Origin of the sequence: Cobetia marina, from assembly GCF_001720485.1 — a bacterium.
Lineage (GTDB): Bacteria > Pseudomonadota > Gammaproteobacteria > Pseudomonadales > Halomonadaceae > Cobetia > Cobetia marina.
In genome coordinates this window covers 256,932-277,388 of sequence record NZ_CP017114.1, presented here as the reverse complement: position 1 = coordinate 277,388, position 20,457 = coordinate 256,932, and the positions used below count along the sequence as shown (strand labels likewise).

Genomic DNA, 20,457 nt, shown 5'->3' with positions numbered 1-20,457 from the left:
CCAGGCCGGTCAGACACGCGTATCGCTAGAAGGGGAGCACATCCTCGGACCTGCGCTGCTCGTGAGGCGTTGCTGATCTACCTGCGCGCTTGCGACGCATGAATCGCCCTTATCGAACCACCATGCCAGTGTCATCGGTGCCGTGAACCAGGAGAGAAGATGTCCTTGCCATCAGGATTCCGTCCGCTCGCTTTGAGCGCTGCCATTGCCGCCATCGTCATCACCGGCCTGTCGCCCGGCGTCAGCCTGGCCGATTCCTCCACGCCCCCCGCACCGTCCTCCATGACGTCAGCCACCTCGGCCTCTGCCATCACCCAGGCAGGCCCGGTGATCAAGAGCGCCAATGACCAGCGCGACTATCGCAGCCTGACGCTCGACAATGGCCTCAAGGTGCTGCTGGTGAGCGACCCGGCGGCTGACAAGGCTGCCGCTGCCATGGACGTGGAGGTGGGCAGCGCCCAGGACCCCGATGACGTTCCCGGACTTGCTCACTTCCTCGAGCATATGCTGTTCCTCGGCACCGATCGTTATCCAGAGCCTGATGCCTATCAGGAATTCATCACCCGTCACGGCGGGCAGCACAACGCCTTCACCGCCAGCCAGGACACCAACTACTTCTTCGATATCGCACCGGATGCCTTCGCCGAGGCCCTGCCGCGCTTTGCCCGCTTCTTCGTCGCACCACAGTTCAATGCCGACTACGTCGACCGCGAGCGTCATGCCGTGCATTCCGAATATCAGGCACGCCTGCAGGATGACGGGCGGCGCGTGAATGAGGCTGTCGAGCAGGCACTCAATCCAGATCACCCCTTCAACCGCTTCAGCGTCGGCAGCCTCGAGACACTCAAGGACAGCGAGGCCGGCAGCCTGCGCCAACGCCTGGTGGACTTCTATCAGGCGCATTACGGCGCCGGCGTGATGCGCCTCACCCTGGTCGGCCCCCAATCGCTGGATACGCTGGAGTCACTGACGCGCCACAACTTCTCCGATGTCCCGAATCGCGAGCTCTCACGGCCACAGATCGACGCGCCGCTGGTCACTGCCGATGAGCTGCCCGCACGCGTGGAGGTCAAGGCACTCAAGCAGGAGCGCGAGCTCGACTTCATGTTCCCCATCGAGGACCCCGTCGCGCAGTATCGCGTCAAACCGGTCAGCTATCTTGCCAACCTCATCGGACATGAAGGGGAAGGCAGCCTGCTGGCGGTGCTCAAGGACAAGGGCTGGGCGGATGGGCTCTCGGCCGGCGGCGGCCCGAGCGATGGCGAGAATGCCCTGCTCAGCATCAATGTCACCCTGACGCCCGAAGGCGCCCGGCACCAGCCGGAAATCCGCGCCGCGCTGTTCGACTATCTGGCATTGATTCGCCAGCAGGGCTTGAAGGAGTGGCGCTACAAGGAGCAGGCGGCGCTGGGCGAGCAGGAATTCCGCTTCCAGCAGCGCAGCTCTCCCGTGGACCTGGCCAGCAGCCTGGCCATGATGATGACGCGCTATCCGGTCAAGGATGTGCTGGCCGCGCCCTACCTGATGCAGGACTATGACGCCGAGCTGATCGAGTCGACCCTTGATCGCCTGACGCCAGAGAATCTGCTGGAGGTCTACTCCGGCCCTGATGTCACGGGAGAGCAACAGGGCAAATGGTTCAAGGCGCCCTATACCCTGACGCGCCTCACGGACGATGCCGTCGCCCGTGCCGGAGACGATCCCTCGCTGGCCGCCCGGCTTGCCCTTCCGGCTCCCAACCCTTATCTGGCCAGCGACTTTCAGGTCCTGAATCTGCCCGATGCGCCGCCACGTCAGCTGATCGACGAGCCCGGTGCCGAACTCTGGTATCAGGGTGATGACAGTTTCGGGGTCCCGAAGGCCGAGTGGCGCTTCGGGCTGCTCAACCCCGCCGTGAGTGCCTCGGTCGAGGATGAAGTCATGAGTCGCGTATTGGCGGCATGGCTGAACGACAGCCTGAATGCCCGCCTGTACCCGGCACGTCTGGCCGGACAGGATGCTCTGGCCTATGCCCATGGCCGCGGCATCACGCTGCAGTTCAGTGGCTGGCGCGACGGCCAGCAGCCGGAAATGCGCGAGGTGCTGGATCAACTGGTCAATGGTGACATCGACTCTCAACGACTGGCACGCATCACGCAGCGCATGACACGCAGCCTGAGCAATCGCGCCCAGGCGCCCCTGTATACGCAGCTGGGCCGCAGTCTCAGTGAAGCGCTGGTCGGCCAGCCCACCACCGTCTCGCAGCAGCAGGACGTGCTGGCGCAGGTCACCAGCGAACGTCTGGACGCCTTCCGCAAGCGCTTCCTGGCACGCCTGCATGTCCAGGCCATGGTGACAGGCAACCTGAGCGACACTCAGGCACGCGAGACCGGTCAGCTGGTGATCAATGGCCTGGCCCCCCGCGTCACGCGCGACGGCATCCCGGAGCTTGCCATCCACCGGGTGGACCAGCCCCTCGCGTTGCGACCGGAGAGCTCACGCGGTGATGCCGGCGCACTGCGCTACCTGCAGGGCAAGGATCGCACGCTCGAGAGTCAGGCCAGTCTGGCCGTGCTGGGCCAGCTGATCGAAGCCCCGTTCTACAGCCGGCTGCGCACCGATGAGCAACTGGGCTACATCGTCTCGGCCAGCTACTCCCCCATGCTGGATGCCCCGGGCCTGAGCCTGCTGGTCCAGTCGCCTTCCAAGGACAGCAAGACCCTGTTCTCGCGCATGGATGCCTTCTTCACGACCTTCGATGAGCGCATCACGGCGCTGGATGAGGCCACGCTCGCCAGCTATCGCAGTGCAGTGATCGATGGTCTCGAGCAGAAGCCGCGCCGCCTCTCCGAGCTTGCATCACGCAACTGGAGCGAACTGAGCTTCGGCTGGACCGACTTTGATCGCCGCCAGCAGCTGATCCACGCCGTGGAGCAGGTCAGCGTCCAGGATATCCGTGACGCCTGGCAGCAGGTGACTCAGGCGGCGCCGCTGGAACTGGCCTTTGATCCCGAGATCCCCAGCGACTTCGATCAGCGCCTGCCGACGCTCGCGCTCCCCCTGTTGCCGGAGGCGCCACGTGCCGAGCACGGTGCCACCACCGCCGCTCCCTCGGCGCAACCTGCGGGCAATGCCAAGCATTGATCGCGCCACGCGTACATGCCCGACGGCCAGGCGGGTCAGTCAGAACGCTTCCGTGAGGGACGGAGCCGTGAAGTGAAGAGCAGATCAGAGACGAGTGGAGCGTCAGTTTTTTCCGAGAGATGAACGACACGACCCCGGCGAATTCGCCGGGGTCGTGTCGTTGTGGCTGCGAGAATTTCGAGAATCAGCCAAAGGCCTGTGGCGGCATGATGCCTTCCACATACATCGCCAGTTCTTCCAGAATCTGCACGCGCGCCGAATCCTGCTCGTTCTGGGCCAGACGCTGGATCTCGCTGACGAAGCCCTTCACGGTCAGGCTGGCGACCTGCTCGTCATTCATGCGCTCCCAGCGCCACTGCTCCCAGCGCTCCCGCTCGGCTGAATCAAGCGTGTAGCCGTAGCTGCGTGCGCGGTAGCGGAACAGCATCTCCTCGAGTCGCCCATCCTGGAAGGCGAAGGGCGTGTCATCCAGCGCCTCGGGGTGAGAGGCACGCACGCGCTCCATCTCCTTGCGGTCCGCGGGCGAGAAGAAGCCTCCCGAATAGAGCATCAGGTCCGGGTCAGCCGGGCCGGCCGGCGGCGTCTCGGCAAACACCTGGGCGACCTTCACTCCGACCCCCGCATTGTCCTTGAGCCACTTCCAGTGCTCACGACATCGTGCAGGGTCGAGCTTGAGGCGCGCGACGATCTCGCCGTATTCCCCCTGGTGAGGGCCGGAGACATCCTTGAGCGCCGTCGCCGGCATCAGCACCGGACTCTTGTTGAGATGAATGACCTTGAGGGGGATGCGCTCCTCACCTTCCGCCAGGTCATCCGCACTGGCGAACACCCGCGCCCGAATCTCCTCGGGAGTGAGATCCATCAGCGGTGCCGGGTCCACCGACAGGTCATAGACGATGACGCCATTGGCATTGGAGGGGTGCTCCGCCAGCGGCACCACCAGCGCACCGCATGCTCGCGAGGCCGGATAGCGACGTGAGATGTGCAGCATCGGCTTGCGCGCACCGATGTCCAGCAGGCTGGCGACATGACGCTTGTTGCGCAGCTTGAGCAGATACTCGAACAGCCGGGCATTGCGTGACTTGAGCAGACGCGCCAGGGCGATGGTGGCCCGCACATCGACCAGGGCATCGTGCGCGCCGGCATGCTCGATGCCATTGGCGGCCGTCAAATCTTCCAGACGGAAGCTGGGGGCTCCGTCCTCGCGCCGGGGCCACTCGATCCCCTCGGGGCGCAGCGCATGGAAGGCACGCACCACATCGATCAGGTCCCAGCGCGAATTGCCGTTCTGCCACTCACGCCCGTAGGGGTCGAGGAAGTTGCGATAGAACAGGTGACGGCTGACTTCATCATCGAAACGCAGGCTGTTGTAGCCCACCGAGCAGGTGCCCGGCACGCTCATCTCGTCGTTGATGCGCCCGGCGAACTCGGCCTCCGGCAGGCCGCGACGCTCGGCCTGCTGCGGCGTGATCCCCGTGATCAGGCATGCCATCGGATGAGGCAGGAAGTCGTCAGCGGGCTTGCAGAAGAGCGTCAGCGGCTCACCGATCTCGTTGAGCTCCGCATCAGTACGAATGGCGGCAAACTGCGATGGACGGTCGCGGCGCGGGTCGGCGCCGAAGGTCTCGTAGTCGTGCCACAGGAAGGTGGGCTCTGCCACAGGAAATCTCCACGCGGACGGTCAGAAAATGCACATGCCAGAACACCGCGCCCGAGGGGGGCGATGTTCTGGCAGGAAAGTCGTACGAATCAGCGGTTGTCGAGTCTGCTCATGCCTCGCCGGGGCGCGGCAGAGTGACGTTCAGCTCGAGCACCGAACAATCATCCTCGCGGTCCAGCGAGATGTTGATGGCATCCTGATCGACCTGAACGTACTTGCGAATCACCTCCAGCAGCTCACGCTCCAGCATCGGCATGTAGTCCGGCTGGTCACGCTGACTGCGCTGGTGAGCCACGATGATCTGCAGCCGCTCCTTGGCGACATTGGCCGTCTTCTTGCGCTCTCGCTTCAGAAAATCCAGTAATTTCACTTGCGCCCCCCTCCAAACATTCTGGCCAGCAGACCGCGCTTCTCGACTTCATGGAAGCGCAGCTGGACTTCCTCGCCCAACAGGCGGGAAACGCAGTCCACATAGGCCTGACCAGCATCGCTCTTCTGGTCGTGGGTCACCGGCACCCCCTGGTTGGAGGCGCGCAGCACGGCCTCCGACTCGGGAATCAGGCCGATCAGCGGGATCGACAGGATTTCCTGGATGTCCGTCAGATTCAGCATGTCACCCCCGGTCACGCGCGCCGGATGGTAGCGGGTGATCAACAGGTGTTCGCGCACCGGAGAATCGCCGCTCTCGGCACGGCGTGTCTTGGAAGACAGCAGACCGATGATGCGATCGGAATCGCGCACCGAGCTGACTTCCGGGTTGGTGACCACCACCGCTTCATCCGCGAAGTACATCGCCAGCTGGGCACCGCGCTCGATACCGGCCGGGGAGTCACAGATGACGTAGTCAAATTCTTCCCGCAGGCTTTCGAGCACCTTCTCGACGCCTTCCAGCGTCAGCGCATCCTTGTCACGGGTCTGGGAGGCCGGAAGGATATGCAGGTTGTCGATGCGCTTGTCGCGGATCAGCGCCTGCTTGAGATTGGCCTCGCCCTGGATGACGTTGACGAGGTCGTAGACCACGCGCCGCTCGCAACCCATGATCAGATCCAGGTTGCGCAGACCCACATCGAAATCGATCACGACGGTCTTGTTGCCGCGCAGAGCCAGTCCGGTGGCAATGGCGGCGGCGCTGGTCGTCTTGCCGACTCCGCCCTTGCCTGACGTCACTACGATAATCTTGGCCAAAGGTATCTTCCTTGCTGAGAGTCCCCCGTGAAACGGGGATCACCGGTAAATATTGGATATCGTTCGAGGCACGCCGGCATCACTCAACCGAGGCGTGCGATACAAAGCTGGTCGTGTTCGAGCACGACTTCGACACTGGCACCCAGCAGACGGTTGTCGATGTCGTCCAGCCGCTTGTAGGTTCCCGCTACCGAAAGCAGCTCGGCATGCAGTTCCTTGCAGTAGATGCTGGCATTGCGATCGCCATGGATACCGGCCAGCGCCCGGCCGCGCAGGGCGCCATAGATGTGCACGCTGCCGGCGGCCAGAATCTCGGCACCGGCATTCACGGCACCGATGATCACCAGATCACCCTCTGGCGCGCTGACCTGCTGCCCTGAGCGCACGGTACCACGGTAAACCTTGCTGGCATGGGCCGGCACCTCAACGACCGCGGCTTTTTCGTCCGCGACAGTCGCCTCTGGCTCGTCGGCGGGAGTCGCTTTCGCCTCAGGCTCGACAGTCGTGACCGGCGGCACGGACTCCAGCGTCCGGCCGCGATTTTCCTGGGGCGGGAACCACCCGAGACCCAATGCCCAGGCAGACTGGCGCACCGGGTCGCCACCACCGCGCACCGCCACCGGCAACAGCTTGTGGCCGCGACACACGGCGCAGATACGCTCCAGCGCCAGGTGCGGCTCGTCGAGCTTCTCGACGCTCAACACCACCGGCGTGTGCTGAAAGAAGGCGGGGGACTGGCTGAGTTTGCTGACCAGTTGGGCACGGATCTGCTCCGGGTCTCCACTGACCAGTTCCATGACCGTCATCGGCAGCATACCGCCTTTGAAGGTGAAGGCCTGGGAGGCCCTGTCCGTACTGAGACTCATGACCTGACTCCGGGTTGCGTGAGGGAAGTGACACCCTCCGACACTCGTGAAAGAAGCTCGTGACGCTCGTGACATCCCTGGGATGGCATCCCGAAGCAGAAGGCCATCTGCCCGGCAGGCAGGTACCTGCCCGACGACTCATGCGGTGAAACGCCGAGGCCGGGCGCCCCATCTCCCCGCGACGCAGTGCGACTTCCGCAGGAAGCGAGCTTCGTGATGACGTATCACCCGAGCGAGGAATGGCCTTTCATGAACCATCGCTCTGCTGAACAAAGCTATGTGAGCTGACACGGCGCTGCAACTGATGATACGGCCAGCAGTCCACACTGTCAGGTGTCGCGAGGCCACGACGCACGAAAGAGTCATCTCGTGATGACCTGACTCATCCCGCGCGAAGGCGCTCGGCAGACACTCTCCCCCGGTTTCCCTGCACCGATGGGCGCGTGAGACCACACAACATGGCCTCGTGACTGATAAGATAGCGGGGTGACGAAATTCATGCGCCGTCACCCCGGTTCACCGACAGACCCGAGTGTCCTGGTCCTGTCCGAGTGACTGGCCGCTGTTGCGCCCCTCTATTTTTTTGCCTGGATAACCGCTCTCTCATGACCGGACTGCTTTCCCGCCTCACTGGCCGCCTGTTCGCCCCTCGCTGGCAGCATGCCAACCCGACCATTCGCTCCGCTGCCGCGGCCCAGCTGGACCCTGAAACGCCGGATCAGCGCCAGATACTCGAGTCTCTGATTCTCGAGGACCCTGCGCTTGAGGTGCGTCATGCCGCTCTGGCACGCATGGCGACACCGGAGCGACTGCTGCCGCTGCTGGACCGGGCCGACGGGCTGGTACGCGAGCGACTCGTCGAGCTGCTGAGCGGTGGTCAGGATGCCCCCTCTCTGCTGGATCGCGAACAGCTGGTCGCACGCCTCGATGACAATGAGCTGCTGGCCGCCATCGCGGCGCGCGGGGACAATCAACAGTTGCGTCTGGTCGCGCTGGAACGTCTCACCGATGAAGCCGCCCTGATCCATCAGGCCTGCCACAACAGCATCGCGGCGGTGCGCCATGCCGCCGCCGCTCGCATCACCAGTCAGGACGGGCTGGAGCAGCTGGTGCGCGGCGCCAGACGCGATCGTCACGTCCAGCGTCAGGCCCGCGACACGCTCGCCCAGCGCCGCGCGGATGCCCAGCAGGCAGACGCTCTCAATGCCAGCCGTGACAACCTGCTGGGTCAGATGGAGAAGCTGCCGCGTCAGGCCTGGGAAGACAGCGTGCCATCACGCTATCGCTCGCTGCTGCGAGAGTGGGAGCGACTGCCGGCCGCCGACCACGACGTCCAGCAGCGTTTCGAGGAAGCGCGTCTGCAGGCGTACAAGGTCATCAGCGATCACGAAGCCCGTGAACAGGCCATCCGTGAGCATGAACGCCTGAGCGCCAACCTGAGCACCCACCTGGAAGAGATCCTCACGGCCCTGCACCAGGCGCGCGCGGACCTCCTCAGTCGCGAGTGCGTCAATGATCACGACTTCGCCAGCCTTCAGGCTCAGCGTCGTCTGCAAGGCGAACGCTGGCGCGAGCTGACCGACCAGTTCTCGGCCCCTGCCGAGCTGCTCGAACGTCATCAGCGCCTGCAGCAACAGCTGCAGGACCCGCTCGATGCCTGGTATCGCCATCAGCTGTGCCAGGGCGAGATGGACGCGGCGCTGGTCGACAATGACCTGGAACAGATGGCACGTCTCGAGCGCGAGATCGCCTGGCCAGCGGAGCTGCCGCTCACCAGAACGCTGCATGCCGTGCGCCAGGCGCTGGAGGCAGCTGCACCGCCGGCGACGACCGATGAAGAGAGTGCCGACGAGGCCGCCGCGACCGATGAGCCCGCCACGGACAGCAGCGACAAGCCCAGAACGCTTAATCTGGAAGCCATCAGCGCCGAACTGGATCAGCTGGACACCTACCTGGAAGCCGGCAAGCTCAAGCCCGCCAGTCGCCTGCATCGTTCACTGCGCGACCGCACCGAAGGCCAGCTCGACAGCGAGCGTCAGACGCGCCTTCGTCAATTGGGCGCTCGCGTCGCGGAGCTGCGTGACTGGCAGAACTTCGTCGCCGCTCCCAAGCGTGAACAGCTGCTGGAAGCCATCACCACATTGGCCGAGCGCGAGGACCTCAGTGATGAGCAGCGCGACCGCCAGCATCAGCAACTGATTCAGCAGTGGCGCAGCCTGGGCGATGCCGCTGCCAGCCGTGAGTCCAGCCAGTCCTTCCGCAGCGCCTCGGACAGCATCAAGCAACAGCTGCAGGATTACCGCGAAGCGCGCAAGCAGGCACGCGAGCACAACCTTGCCATGCGTGAGGCGCTCTGTGAGCAGCTGGAATCGCTCAATGGACACGCCATGGGCGATGCGGACCCGGACGCCCTGCGCCAGATCCGCGACCGCGCACGCGAAGAGTGGCGCCGTCACACTCCGGTACCGGCAGGCCCGGGCCGCCAGCTGTCGCATCGCTTCGGTGAAGCGCTGACCGCGCTGCAAGGCTTGATCGACCAGCGCGCCGGCGAGATCGCCGCGGCCAAGCAGGCATTGGTGGACGCCGCCGAAGCGCTGGCCGATGAAGACGCTCCGGCACGTGCGCGCGCCGAGCAGGCCAAGGCACTGCAGACTCGCTGGCGGGAACTGGGCCGTGCCCCCAAGGGCGAGGAGCAACGCCTGTGGTCTGCCTTCCGCGCCGCCTGCGACCGCATCTTCGCCGCACGTGATCAGGACCGTGAAGCGCGTGACACGCGCGAGCAGGTCCGCCTCGAACAATGGCAGGCTCTGATCGAGCGCCTCGATAGCTGGGAACCGACGACCCTGGAAGACGCCGCCCAGCTGGACGACGCCCTCAAGGAAGCCGACGCGCTGGGTGCCCTGCCGCGTGGCAAGCGCGGTGACGGCATGCGTCGGCGCTGGAATGGCATTCTCAAGCGTCGCGAACAGCGCCTGGATGAACTCCATGCCCAGCAGCTGCGCCAGGAATGGCAGCAGTGGCGCGACCTGCTGGAGCAACATGCCGTCGCCGATGCCAGTGCACGCCAGGGCAATATCGAGGATGTCGAACTCCCCGAGTCATCGGCGTTCGACGATGCCAGCCGCCAGGCCAATGCCGCGCGCAACCAGATGCGCCGTGCCGAGCCGGTCAGCGCCAACGCCGCCAATGAGCGCCTCGCGGAGCTGCGTGTCCATCTGGCGATCCTGTTCGAGGCGCCGCTAGGTGCGGAAGACGAATCGCGGCGCCTGACCGTTCAGGTGGCCCGCATCAATCAGCAACTGGGCGAGCGCCTTGAGCGTGATGAGGAACTCGACGAGGTGCTGGATGCGCTGCTGGCCAATGGTCCGCTGGACTGGGAAGCCTGGCAGGCCGAGTTGCCGCGCTTCGATGCCCTGTTCAACCACTGACGGCGTCGGGTCGGCATAGACAGTCAGCTGACCGGCACCCTACGACGACGAAGCCCCCGTCTCGAGAGAGACGGGGGCTTCGTGGTGTTCACGACAGGAAAAGTGCGCTTGCCCCTCTCCTGTCAGATCCTGGTTCCTGTGAGTGCGCTCTGCGGCCTCTTGTACGCTTGATGGCCTCTTCCGCCCTGCCGGGTTCTGCCACCCTGCGGGTACGTCGCGAGACGCCGGGGCGCATGAGCACGAACGGACATCAGCCCATGAACTGGCCACCATTGATGTCCAGATTGGCACCGGTGATGAAACCGGATTTCTCGTCCGCGAGGAATGCCACCGCGCGAGCGATCTCGTCCGGCTGACCATAACGCTTGACCGGAATCGTCTCGCGGATGGATTCACGAATCTCTTCCGGAATCTTCATGATCATGTCGGTGGCGATATAGCCCGGCGACAGAGTATTGACGGTGATGCCCTTGGTCGCGGTTTCCTGTGCCAGCGCCATGGTCAGACCATGCATGCCCGCCTTGGCGGCCGAGTAGTTCACCTGACCGAACTGGCCCTTGCGGCCGTTGATGGAGGAAATGTTCACGATGCGGCCGTACTTGTGCTCCAGCATGTCATTGATGACGGCACGGCAGGTATTGAAGACGCTATCGAGGTTGCAGTTGATGACTTCGCGCCACTGCTCGTAGCTCATCTTGCGCATGGAGGTATCACGCGTGATCCCTGCGCAGTTGACGAGCACGGCCACCGGCCCGAAGCGCTCGCGAATTTCATTGACGCCTGCCTGACAGGCTTCGAAGTTGTCCAGTTCGATACCGGAAAGCGCGATGTTCTCGAACCCGGCAGCACGCTGTTCCTGCAACCAGCCTTCTGCCTTTTCCTTGTTCCTGTAACCGGCAATCACCTGGTACCCCTGGCTCGCCAGCTCACGACAGATGGCGGAACCGATGCCACCGGTGCCACCGGTGACCCATGCAACGGGTGCTGTTTGCGTCATGTTATTGTCTCTCCCTGTTCCTGGAACGTCCTGTGCCCGCAAGGGAGCACAGCATGGCATTTCGCCGTTGATCGCTCATCGACTGGCTGGCGATCTTCCGGTAACGACAAACACTGACAGGCGTCTCTGACAGCATGGCGACAACCGTGCGCTCGGTGAAGACTGTCACCGCCCTGCGCGAGGCGTGTCACTCTCAGTATGGACAGGATTCCCACGGAAAGTATGTAGCAGATCTCTCACATTGATTGAGGTCAATTCCATCACCCTCGCTCCCCCCCCATCGCCTGGCCGCCTCAGGAAAGTCTTCCGGCTGATTACGGGATAACGGTTGACTCAGCACTGTATATCCTTATACTACGCCCCACGTTGATGCGGGGTGGAGCAGTCTGGTAGCTCGTCGGGCTCATAACCCGAAGGTCATCGGTTCAAATCCGGTCCCCGCTACCAGCAAGCGCCAGCAGTTTCGGCACTTGGGAAACAACGTGATGTTGCGGGATGGAGCAGTCTGGTAGCTCGTCGGGCTCATAACCCGAAGGTCATCGGTTCAAATCCGGTTCCCGCTACCAACCTCTGATGCGTCAGAGTTGGAGCAAAGGCAGTACCCAGTGTTGCGGGGTGGAGCAGTCTGGTAGCTCGTCGGGCTCATAACCCGAAGGTCATCGGTTCAAATCCGGTCCCCGCTACCAAGAATTCGAAAGGCCTGATGCCCTGCATCAGGCCTTTTTCGTATGCGTGACATTCCTGTGCGAGGATATCGACGAGGCCAGCGCCCGGCCCTTGTTCCTCCCATTCTCCACGCCCATCACCTTCACACTCATCACCTTCACACTCATCACGTCAGTCTCGAAGGAGTGCCTGCATGCGCCACTGGCTGGTCAAGACCGAACCCGACGCCTTCTCGCTGGAAGACCTGCGCCGCGAGTCGCCGGCACTCTGGGATGGCGTGCGCAACTATCAGGCGCGCAACTTCCTGCGCGAGATGCAGCTCGGGGATGTCGTGCTCATCCAGCACTCCAGCTGCAAGGTACCTGCAGTGGTCGGGCTGGCCGTGGTCAGCGAGCTCGCCCTGCCGGACCCGACAGCCAGCGACCCCGAGCACAAGGGCTTCGACCCTCGCCAGATGGCGGACCTCGAGGCCGGCAAGACGCCGCGCTGGGTCGCTCCGCGCCTGCGCTATCTGCGTTCGCTGCGCAGTGCACTTCCCATCGCGCGCCTGAAGGCGAAGCCCGAGCTGGCCGACAGTCACCTGGTCCGCCGTGCCCGCCTTTCCGTCATGCCATTGAGCGAGGACGAGATCCAATGCATCGCCCGCCTGGCCGGGGACGACCTCAAGCCTTGAGACCCCCGCCCGCGCCAGATGAACCCTGCACATCTTGAACTCGCCCGCCGCGGCCCGCATCATCAGGCCAGCCGGCTCGCGTGCGAGCCTTGAATCGCAGACACTTCCGGGGCATGCATCATGATCATCGATCCCAATACCGGCCAGCCACTGACCGGCAATGACACCACCGCCGCCCAACCGCAAGGCGTGGTAGGCGGAGCTGCTGCCAGCGCCCCCCGCCAGGCAGAAGACGCCAACACCTACATCATCGATGTCGACATGAGCAATCTGCAGCAGGTCCTCGAGGCCTCGCAGCAGGTACCGGTGCTGTTGGACTGCTGGTCTCCCCAGAGCGAGCATTGTCGCGTCCTGACGCCGATTCTCGAGATGCTGGCCCGTGAGTATGCCGGTGGCTTCATCCTCGCCAAGCTGAACGCCGAGGAACAGCAGGACATCGCTGCCCAGCTGGGAGTGCGCTCGGTACCCGACGTCAAGCTGGTCATCCAGGGCGGTCTGGCAGGCAACTTCACCGGCGCCCGTCCGGAAGCCGAGATTCGCCAGTTCCTCGAGCAGCACAAGGTGATGCCTGCTGCCGGTGCCGGCCCCAGCCTCGTCGAGCAGGCCGCCAGCGCACTGGAAACCGGCGATCTGGCGACCGCCAAGGCGATTTACCAGCAGCTGGCGCAGGAATCCCCCGAGACACCGGACTACCGCATCCAGCTCGCCTCGGTCCTGGTCGCCGAAGGCAACGGCGAAGAGGCCCGCCAGCTGCTGGACTCTCTCAAGCCGGAAGACCGTGATGGCCCGAAGGCGCGTGGTGTGCGTGCACGCATCGATTTCATCGCCGAGGCGCCGAGCCCGGAAGAGGTCCAGGCCATGATCGAGCGGGATGACAGCGAGGCCCGCTACCAGCGCGCCATGCGTGATCTTGCCGATGGCCACTACGAGCTGGCGCTCGATGCCCTGATCGGCCTGATGAAGACCGACCGTCAATACGGGGATGATCTGGCCCGCAAGACGCTGCTGCGCGTGTTCGATGCCCTCGGCGCGACCCATGAGCTGACCGTGCGCTTCCGCCGCCAGCTGTTCGCCCTGATGTACTGAGTCGCAGACGGCAACCACCTTCCCACGACAAGGGGCCCCGAGGACGTGAGCTGTCCTCGGGGCCCCTTGTCGCAGGTAGCGGATGAATGTCGTGAAGCGTGTGCGTGCAGCAGGACGGAAAAGGATGCGGATGAGCCCTGGATTCAGCCGCCCCGACGCGTCCACCCTTTCAGTAGTGATGGCCTCGCACGCGCTTCGCGGGCGCTGAGCGGACAGCCAGGCGGGAGCTCTTCCAGCGCGGGCGTGATGGCCCCCGCCTCCTTCGCCCTGGCCAACCGGAGACTCCCGCCCCTGCAACACCATTCTCGACATGCCATCACGCCGGACGACTCAACATCGGCTCGCGCCCAACGAGATGTCTCTGCCAGCTCATGTCTCATCATCATCCCTCCTGAGGATGCCCGCTCACGATGAACGGCCTGCCCTCAGAGTTATCGATAATGATTCTCAATTCAAGGTTTCGCTCGCCACTTCCTGCCAGCATCTCATCGGCGCTTGATCCAGATCAGACATCTGACTACCCCTGCAGCGCACCTTTCAGGCGTTCATCGAGACGCTGCAATGCCTGCTCAAGCTGCTGACGAGTGGTGGCGTAGTTCAGGCGCACGAATCCCGGCCAACCGAAGTCGGCCCCATCGGAAAGCGCGACACCGCACTCCTCCAGCAATGTCTGCTGAGGCGAATCGCCCAGGCCGGCCTCACGCATGTCCAGCCAGGCCAGATAGGTCGCCTGGGGGCGCGTCATGCGAACGCGCTCCCAGCCGGCCACATGCGCTTCGAGCAGATCGAGATTGCCGCGCAGCACCTCCAGCAGCTCCTGACGCCACGGCTCTCCCTCACGCCACGCCGCTTCCGTCGCCACCATGCCCAATACATTGGTATCCGGCATCAGGCCACGGGTCGCGGCGACGAAGCGCTGACGCAGGTCCGGATCGGTGATCACCGCACAGGCAAAGGTCAGCCCCGCCGTGTTGAAGGTCTTGGAAGGCGCCCACAGTGTCACGCAGCGCGCCGCCAGGCGCGGATTGAGGCTGGCCAGCGGGATATGCCGCGATGCGGGGTCCACCACCAGGTCGGCATGCAGCTCGTCGGACACCACCAGCAGATCATGACACTCCACCAGTGCTGCCAGCGCCTCGAGCTCTTCCTCGCGCCAGACACGGCCGGTAGGATTGTGTGGATGGCACCACAGCAGCAGTTCCGTCTCGGGAGTGATCGCGGCTTCCAGTGCCTCGAGGTCCAGCTGCCACAGGCCACCTGGCTCGGCAGGCTCCGCCAATGGCGCCATCTGCGCGATACGCCCCGTCTTCTGCGCAACCTGCAGGAAGGGCGGGTAGATCGGCGTGGTCGTCACGACCCCCGCCCCTTCTGACGTCAATGCCAGGCTGGCGAGATGCAGTGCCGGCACCACGCCGGGCAGCCAGACGATGGCCTCACGCGGTATCTCCCAGCCATAGTGCTCACGGCTCCAGTCGCGCAGACTGTCGTCGAGCCCCTGAGAGGGCTTGGCATAGCCGTAGATCGGGTGAGCAACCCGTTCCGCCAGTGCGCGCGTCACGGCCGGCGGCGCGCTGAAGTCCATGTCGGCGATCCACAGCGGCAGGACATCCGCGCCGTAGCGCTCCCACTTCTGGGAGGGATACTGACTGCGGTCAATGGGGGTGATGAAATCGTGCTCCATGTAGAATCTCTCCCGGTGCTGGCCCATGCGAGCCATGAAGACATGAGGCACCACCTGCCGCTCGAACCGCCGGCAACAGGCGGACAACCCCGTGGAATGACTACAGCATAAGGCTTTGTGCATGTCCGAAGACACCTTTTACCCGCAAGCACAACGCGGTCTCCCCGGCCTGTTGCGTGCCTGGCTGACCCATGGAAGAGGCGACAGCCAGCGCCTGGCGGTATTGCTGGCCGATACGGCCCGCGTGGCGAAGCTGGGGCAACCTGAGAGCAATCCGGAAGGCGAGCAGCTGGAACGCTGGGCCCATGACGGCGGCGCCCCACTGTGGGCTCCCAAGGCCGCCCTGTTTCTGCTGATGCAGATGCCGGTGCGCCCGCTGCCGCAGGATGAGGACGAGGCCTGCGCCTGGGCGTACTGCTGGATACGCATGCGTGAGCACGAAAGTCCGGATGCCGCACTCATGGCACTGCCCGACCACCTCAGAAAGCCGCTGGCCTGGCCCATGGAAAGCGCCTGGAAGGATCTGACCCACCAGCGCCTGATCTAGCGCTTGTCCCGGTCGTCCCTTGACACATGGGCGCATGCCCTTCCCCGCTACGACAACGACACCTTCCCCCGCCCCACCTCTGGCGCCCCCCCCCGGCCACAAGCGTGGTGGGGCACTCTAGGCGAACCTCGTTGCCAGCCTGACTGGTATGGCTCGTCTCTGCGGGCATGACTCTCCTCCACATGCCTCCTCCTGCGTGTCTGCCTGACTCCTTCCCCAGGCGCCTCCTGCCGCCCTTTTACGTTTAATCACCGTTTCATGAAGCATGATAAACGCAGGGATTTCTGCACCTGCCGAGGAGTAAAGTGCTTTCAACCGTCCAAGAACGGTAATTCAACAAGAATCCGCTGGCCGAGTCGCCGAGACACAGTGACCGGCAAGCTTCTGGAGAGCTCTCAATGACCACCTCCCTGATTGTCGGACTGGATGGAACGCCGGGCGGCGACAGTGCCATCGCACACGCCAAGCGCGTCGCGACGCTGGTCGGCCCCGAAACCCGCATCATTCTCTGCTATGTCGTCGAATGGTCGCCCTACAGCTTCAACACGCCGGAAGAGAACGCCCAGCGTGCGAGTCGCCGTGAAAGCGAGATCAAGCTGGCACGCGAGCGCGTTCTCGCGCCTGCCATCACGGAGCTCGAGAAGGAGGGGTATCAGGTGGAAGGCCGCGTTCGTCACGGTGACGCCGCCGAGATCCTGAGCCTGCTGGCGCGGGAAGTGAATGCCGAGCAGATCATCGTCGGTCGCAAGGGGGAGAGCATGCGCTCTCGTATCTTCGGCAGCGTGACCGCGCATCTGATCCAGGAAGCCTCGGTCCCCGTCACCGTCGTGCCCTGATGAATGACGTCAGGCGTCCGCAGACTGATCCCACAACAATGACAACATGCTCCCGAGGTCCCTTCTCATGAGTCGATTCCGCTCCCTTGCCCCCTGGGCTGCTGCCATGGCAGCGCTCATGGCCGCAGGCTCTGCCCGTGCCGAAGGCATGGATCAGGCCATCAGTGACATCGTCGGGCCGATCGTCAATCCGATCGTCTCCACCATCTTCTATTCCGTGCCGGTGGCAGGCACCCAGTTCCCGCTGATCGTCGGCTGGCTGATCATCGCTGCCGTCGTCTTCACGCTCTATTTCGGCTTCGTGCAGTTCCGTCTGTTCGGGCATGCCGTGCGTCTGGTCAAGGGCGACTACACCGACCCGAAGGATGAAGGCGAGGTGTCCCACTTCCAGGCACTGGCCACCGCGCTTTCCGGCACGGTCGGGCTGGGCAACATCGCCGGTGTCGCGGTCGCCGTCTCGCTGGGGGGGCCGGGCGCGACCTTCTGGATGATTCTGGCCGGTCTGCTCGGCATGGCCTCCAAGTTCTGCGAATGTACCCTTGGCGTGAAGTACCGCAACGTCAATCCCGATGGCTCCATCTCCGGCGGCCCGATGTACTACCTGTCCAAGGGCTTCGCGGAGAATGGCAAGGCCGGGCTTGGCAAGATCCTGGCGATCTTCTTCGCCATCTGCGCCATCGGCGGCTCCATCGGCGGCGGCAACATGTTCCAGGCCAACCAGTCCTATCAGCAGGCCGTCAACGTCACCGGCGGTGATGCCAGCTTCCTGATCGGCTACGGCTGGCTGTTCGGTCTCGTGATGGCCGCCATCGTCGGCATGGTCATCATCGGCGGCATCAAGTCCATCGCTCGCGTCACCGAGAAGCTGGTGCCGATGATGGCGGTCATCTACGTGATCGCGGCTCTCATCATCCTGGGCTTCAACTTCAGCGCGATTCCGGCGGCCTTCGGCGCCATCATCGAAGGTGCCTTCGCACCGGTCGCGGTCGGCGGCGGTATCGTCGGCGTACTGATCCAGGGCTTCAAGCGCGCCGCCTTCTCCAACGAAGCCGGTATCGGCTCCGCCGCCATCGCCCACTCTGCCGTGAAGACCTCCCAGCCGGCCACCGAAGGCATCGTCGCGCTGCTCGAACCGTTCATCGATACCGTCGTCATCTGCACCATGACCGCACTGGTCATCGTCATCACCGGCGCCTATCAGGTCGAAGGCCTCGGCGGCGTCCAGCTGACGTCCTACGCCTTCGAGACCGCCTTCCCGTGGTTCCCGTATGTGCTGGCGCTGGCGGTGCTGATGTTCGCCTTCTCCACCATGCTGTCCTGGTCCTACTACGGCCTGAAAGCCTGGACCTACCTGTTCGGTGAGAGCAAGGGTGCCGAGATCGTCTACAAGCTGATCTTCCTCGCCTTCGTGGTCATCGGCTCCTCCATGAGCCTCGGTCCGGTCATCGACTTCTCCGACGCCATGATCTTCGCCATGTCCATCGCCAACATCATCGGTCTCTACTACCTGATGCCGGTCGTGAAGCGCGAGCTGAGCCAGTACCTCGCCAAGCTGAAGTCCGGCGAGATCGCCCCGATCGACAAGGAGACCAAGCGCCAGAACGCGTGACACCTCTCCCTCTCAGGCGGGTCTGACGCAGTCGTCGCCCGCCGCATGACCCAAAGCCTCTGCCCTTCGGCAGGGGCTTTTTCGTTGTCGATCATGCAATTCCGTCACCAGGACGGCGGAAACCACCCAAGTCGCATTGCCGCGGCGCAGCGCAATGGGTAGGGTGTGGCGCTCACTGGCCGAACTGGCCGGAATTCGTTTCAACGAGGACGTCTCATGCTCGCTTCCATGCACGCCATGGTGCTGCGCAACCCCGGCCCGGATGCCGACTTCGAATGCACGCAATGCCCACTGCCGGAACCCGGCCCCGGACAGGTGCGCATTCGCGTCGCCGCTTCCAGCGTCAACCCGCTCGATCTCAAGCTGGCCAGCGGGCAGGTCGCCCTTCTCCCCCCGAACCCTGCATCCTGCATGGTGATGTCGCCGGCATCGTCGATGCCGTCGGAGACGATGTGCTGACCTTCTCACCGGGCGATGAAGTGCTCGGATTTGCCGGGGGTGTCGCGTCTCACCCCGGGGCGCTGGCGGATTACATGATCGCCGATGAGCGTCTGATCACCCGCAAGCCGCGCCGCCTGAGCTTCATGGAAGCCGCGGCATTGCCTGCAGTGTTCATCACCGCCTGGCAGGCGCTGGTGGAACGTGGCCAGCTGGAGGCGGGGCAACGCGTACTGATTCACGGCGGCGCCGGCGGTGTCGGTCATGTCGCACTGCAGATCGCCCGTTGCATCGGTGCGGAAGTCGCCACGACCGTCTCCACGGATGACAAGGCGCAGCTGGCACGTGCCTGTGGCGCGGACCACGTCATTCGCTACCGCGAGGAAGCGGTGGCCGACTACGTGGAGCGCCTGACGGCTGGCCAGGGCTTTGATCTGGTCTTCGATTGCGTCGGGGGTGACAACCTGGCCGCCAGCTTCGCCGCCAGCAGGCTGGGCGGGCGCATCGTGACCATCAATGCGCGCACCACGGCAGATCTCTCGCCGCTGCATGCCGGTAGTCGCAGCCTGGAAGTACTATCGATCCTGCTGCCGCTCAGCGCCGGCATCGGTCACGAGCAGCAGCGTCAGGCACTGGGCAAGCTGGTGGAACTGGTCGAGGAAGGCGAGTTCAAGGTGCGCCTGGACGAGCGCCAGTTCGACTTCCGTGAAGTCGCCGAGGCACACCGACATCAGGCCTCCGGCAAGGCACTGGGCAAGATCTCCCTACTGCGCCGCCAGTTCTGGGACGCCACTTGATGACAGCGGTACTGCATGGGGAGCTTGGCCTGCAGCTGCTCAAGCTGCTGATTTCGGTCGCGGTGGTGATCGGCCTGTCGTTGATCGCGGAGCGTCTCTCGACGCGCATGGCCGGGCTGCTGTCCGGCTATCCGCTCGGCACGGCCATCACGCTGGGCTTCATCGGGGTCGAGATTTCCCCCGAATTCGCCGGTGAGAGTGCCATCTACACGCTGGCCGGATTCTCCTCGACCCTCGCCCTGGGGGTCGGTTACTGGCTATGCGGGCGTGCAGAGGGGCTGCGCGGTGTCATCAACGGTACTCTGGGTGGCCTGCTGGGCTGGCTGGCGGCCAGCGTGATCCTGGCGCAGTTCGAGTTCACCCGTGTCAGCGGCGTGATCGTGACGCTGATCGCCATCATGCTGTGCATGCGCCTGTACCGCGACGTACCGGAAACCCGCAGTCGCAAGGCCCCGTTCTCGTGGCCTTCGCTGCTGGCGCGTGCGGGCCTCGCGGCCGGCATCGTGTTCGGCATCACCGCGCTGGCCCATCTGTTGCCACCGTCCTGGGCCGGGCTGGTGGCGGCCTTCCCTGTCACCATGTATCCGCTGTTGATCATTCTGCATCTGACTCAGGGGCCGGCCGCTGTCGCCACCGTGATCAAGCACTACCCGGCGGGCCTTGGTTCGCTGCTGTGCTATTCACTGGTGGTCTCGCTCAGCTACCCGAGCATGGGGGTCGCGGCGGGCACCCTGCTGGGGTTCGTGATCGCGACGGCATGGCTGGGCGTGTTCACGCCGCTGCAACGACGACTAGCCGCACGGCGTACAGCCAGCGTCTGAGCTTCCTGATAGGCTGAAAAGCCCGCAAGGACGCACAGGAGCGA

General features: G+C 64.2%; 16 protein-coding genes and 3 tRNA genes. 13 read left to right on the top strand and 6 right to left on the bottom strand.

Going from position 1 to position 20,457, the window contains the following annotated elements; all coding sequences use genetic code 11:
• Positions 1–159 precede the first annotated feature (159 nt).
• Positions 160–3,123, top strand: a complete 2,964-nt coding sequence (locus BFX80_RS01250) for an insulinase family protein (RefSeq protein ID WP_157109419.1) — start codon at positions 160–162, stop codon at positions 3,121–3,123.
• Between the two features lie 184 nt (positions 3,124–3,307).
• On the opposite strand, the gene sbcB is transcribed toward BFX80_RS01250, so the two are convergent.
• The 4 genes from sbcB to minC all read right to left on the bottom strand — a co-directional run bounded on the left by sbcB (position 3,308) and on the right by minC (position 6,834).
• Positions 3,308–4,783: an exodeoxyribonuclease I gene (gene sbcB / locus BFX80_RS01245; protein WP_084207786.1), complete on the bottom strand. Its 1,476-nt coding sequence runs from the start codon at positions 4,781–4,783 to the stop codon at positions 3,308–3,310.
• Positions 4,784–4,892: 109 nt separating this feature from the next.
• The gene (gene minE, locus BFX80_RS01240) at positions 4,893–5,153 is read right to left on the bottom strand and encodes a cell division topological specificity factor MinE (protein ID WP_043336475.1); all 261 of its coding nucleotides are present in this window, start codon (positions 5,151–5,153) and stop codon (positions 4,893–4,895) included.
• Positions 5,150–5,968: a septum site-determining protein MinD gene (gene minD, locus BFX80_RS01235; protein ID WP_084207785.1), complete on the bottom strand. Its 819-nt coding sequence runs from the start codon at positions 5,966–5,968 to the stop codon at positions 5,150–5,152. Before minD ends, minE begins: the two co-directional genes overlap by 4 nt.
• 83 nt (positions 5,969–6,051) lie before the next feature.
• Positions 6,052–6,834, bottom strand: coding sequence for a septum site-determining protein MinC (gene minC, locus BFX80_RS01230; protein ID WP_077373590.1), 783 nt, complete (start codon positions 6,832–6,834; stop codon positions 6,052–6,054).
• Positions 6,835–7,439: 605 nt separating this feature from the next.
• Here minC and BFX80_RS01225 point away from each other — a divergent pair.
• Positions 7,440–10,262, top strand: coding sequence for a DUF349 domain-containing protein (locus BFX80_RS01225; RefSeq protein WP_084207784.1), 2,823 nt, complete (start codon positions 7,440–7,442; stop codon positions 10,260–10,262).
• 250 nt (positions 10,263–10,512) lie between these two features.
• Here the strand turns inward: BFX80_RS01225 and phbB are convergent, their stop codons facing one another.
• Complete coding sequence (phbB, locus tag BFX80_RS01220; protein ID WP_077373584.1) at positions 10,513–11,259, bottom strand: acetoacetyl-CoA reductase; 747 nt, start codon at positions 11,257–11,259, stop codon at positions 10,513–10,515.
• A 370-nt stretch (positions 11,260–11,629) separates the two neighbouring features.
• Here phbB and BFX80_RS01215 point away from each other — a divergent pair.
• From BFX80_RS01215 to BFX80_RS01195, 5 genes are all read left to right on the top strand, one after another.
• Positions 11,630–11,706, top strand: a tRNA-Met gene (locus tag BFX80_RS01215).
• Between the two features lie 42 nt (positions 11,707–11,748).
• Positions 11,749–11,825, top strand: a tRNA-Met gene (locus BFX80_RS01210).
• 43 nt (positions 11,826–11,868) lie between these two features.
• A tRNA-Met gene (locus tag BFX80_RS01205) sits at positions 11,869–11,945 on the top strand.
• A gap of 173 nt (positions 11,946–12,118) precedes the next feature.
• The gene (locus tag BFX80_RS01200; protein WP_084207783.1) at positions 12,119–12,598 is read left to right on the top strand and encodes an EVE domain-containing protein; all 480 of its coding nucleotides are present in this window, start codon (positions 12,119–12,121) and stop codon (positions 12,596–12,598) included.
• Between the two features lie 117 nt (positions 12,599–12,715).
• Positions 12,716–13,684, top strand: a complete 969-nt coding sequence (locus BFX80_RS01195) for a tetratricopeptide repeat protein (protein WP_084207782.1) — start codon at positions 12,716–12,718, stop codon at positions 13,682–13,684.
• A 517-nt stretch (positions 13,685–14,201) separates the two neighbouring features.
• Here the strand turns inward: BFX80_RS01195 and BFX80_RS01190 are convergent.
• On the bottom strand, positions 14,202–15,365 hold the full coding sequence (locus BFX80_RS01190; RefSeq protein WP_084207781.1) for a MalY/PatB family protein: 1,164 nt from the start codon (positions 15,363–15,365) through the stop codon (positions 14,202–14,204).
• 121 nt (positions 15,366–15,486) lie between these two features.
• On the opposite strand from BFX80_RS01190, the gene BFX80_RS01185 reads away from it, so the two are divergent.
• The 6 genes from BFX80_RS01185 to BFX80_RS01165 all read left to right on the top strand — a co-directional run bounded on the left by BFX80_RS01185 (position 15,487) and on the right by BFX80_RS01165 (position 20,413).
• A complete protein-coding gene (locus BFX80_RS01185; RefSeq protein WP_077373572.1) occupies positions 15,487–15,912 on the top strand; it encodes a hypothetical protein in 426 nt (141 codons plus the stop codon).
• 398 nt (positions 15,913–16,310) lie between these two features.
• Entirely contained in the window at positions 16,311–16,748 is a 438-nt protein-coding gene (locus BFX80_RS01180; RefSeq protein WP_077373569.1) for a universal stress protein, read from the top strand.
• A gap of 67 nt (positions 16,749–16,815) precedes the next feature.
• Positions 16,816–18,357, top strand: a complete 1,542-nt coding sequence (locus BFX80_RS01175; protein WP_084207780.1) for an alanine/glycine:cation symporter family protein — start codon at positions 16,816–16,818, stop codon at positions 18,355–18,357.
• A gap of 216 nt (positions 18,358–18,573) precedes the next feature.
• Entirely contained in the window at positions 18,574–18,816 is a 243-nt protein-coding gene (locus tag BFX80_RS17990) for a hypothetical protein (protein ID WP_205632719.1), read from the top strand.
• Complete coding sequence (locus tag BFX80_RS01170) at positions 18,762–19,592, top strand: zinc-binding dehydrogenase (protein ID WP_394327514.1); 831 nt, start codon at positions 18,762–18,764, stop codon at positions 19,590–19,592. Before BFX80_RS17990 ends, BFX80_RS01170 begins: the two co-directional genes overlap by 55 nt.
• On the top strand, positions 19,592–20,413 hold the full coding sequence (locus BFX80_RS01165) for a hypothetical protein (RefSeq protein ID WP_084207779.1): 822 nt from the start codon (positions 19,592–19,594) through the stop codon (positions 20,411–20,413). The genes BFX80_RS01170 and BFX80_RS01165 overlap by 1 nt, the downstream gene beginning before the upstream one ends.
• Positions 20,414–20,457: the final 44 nt, after the last annotated feature.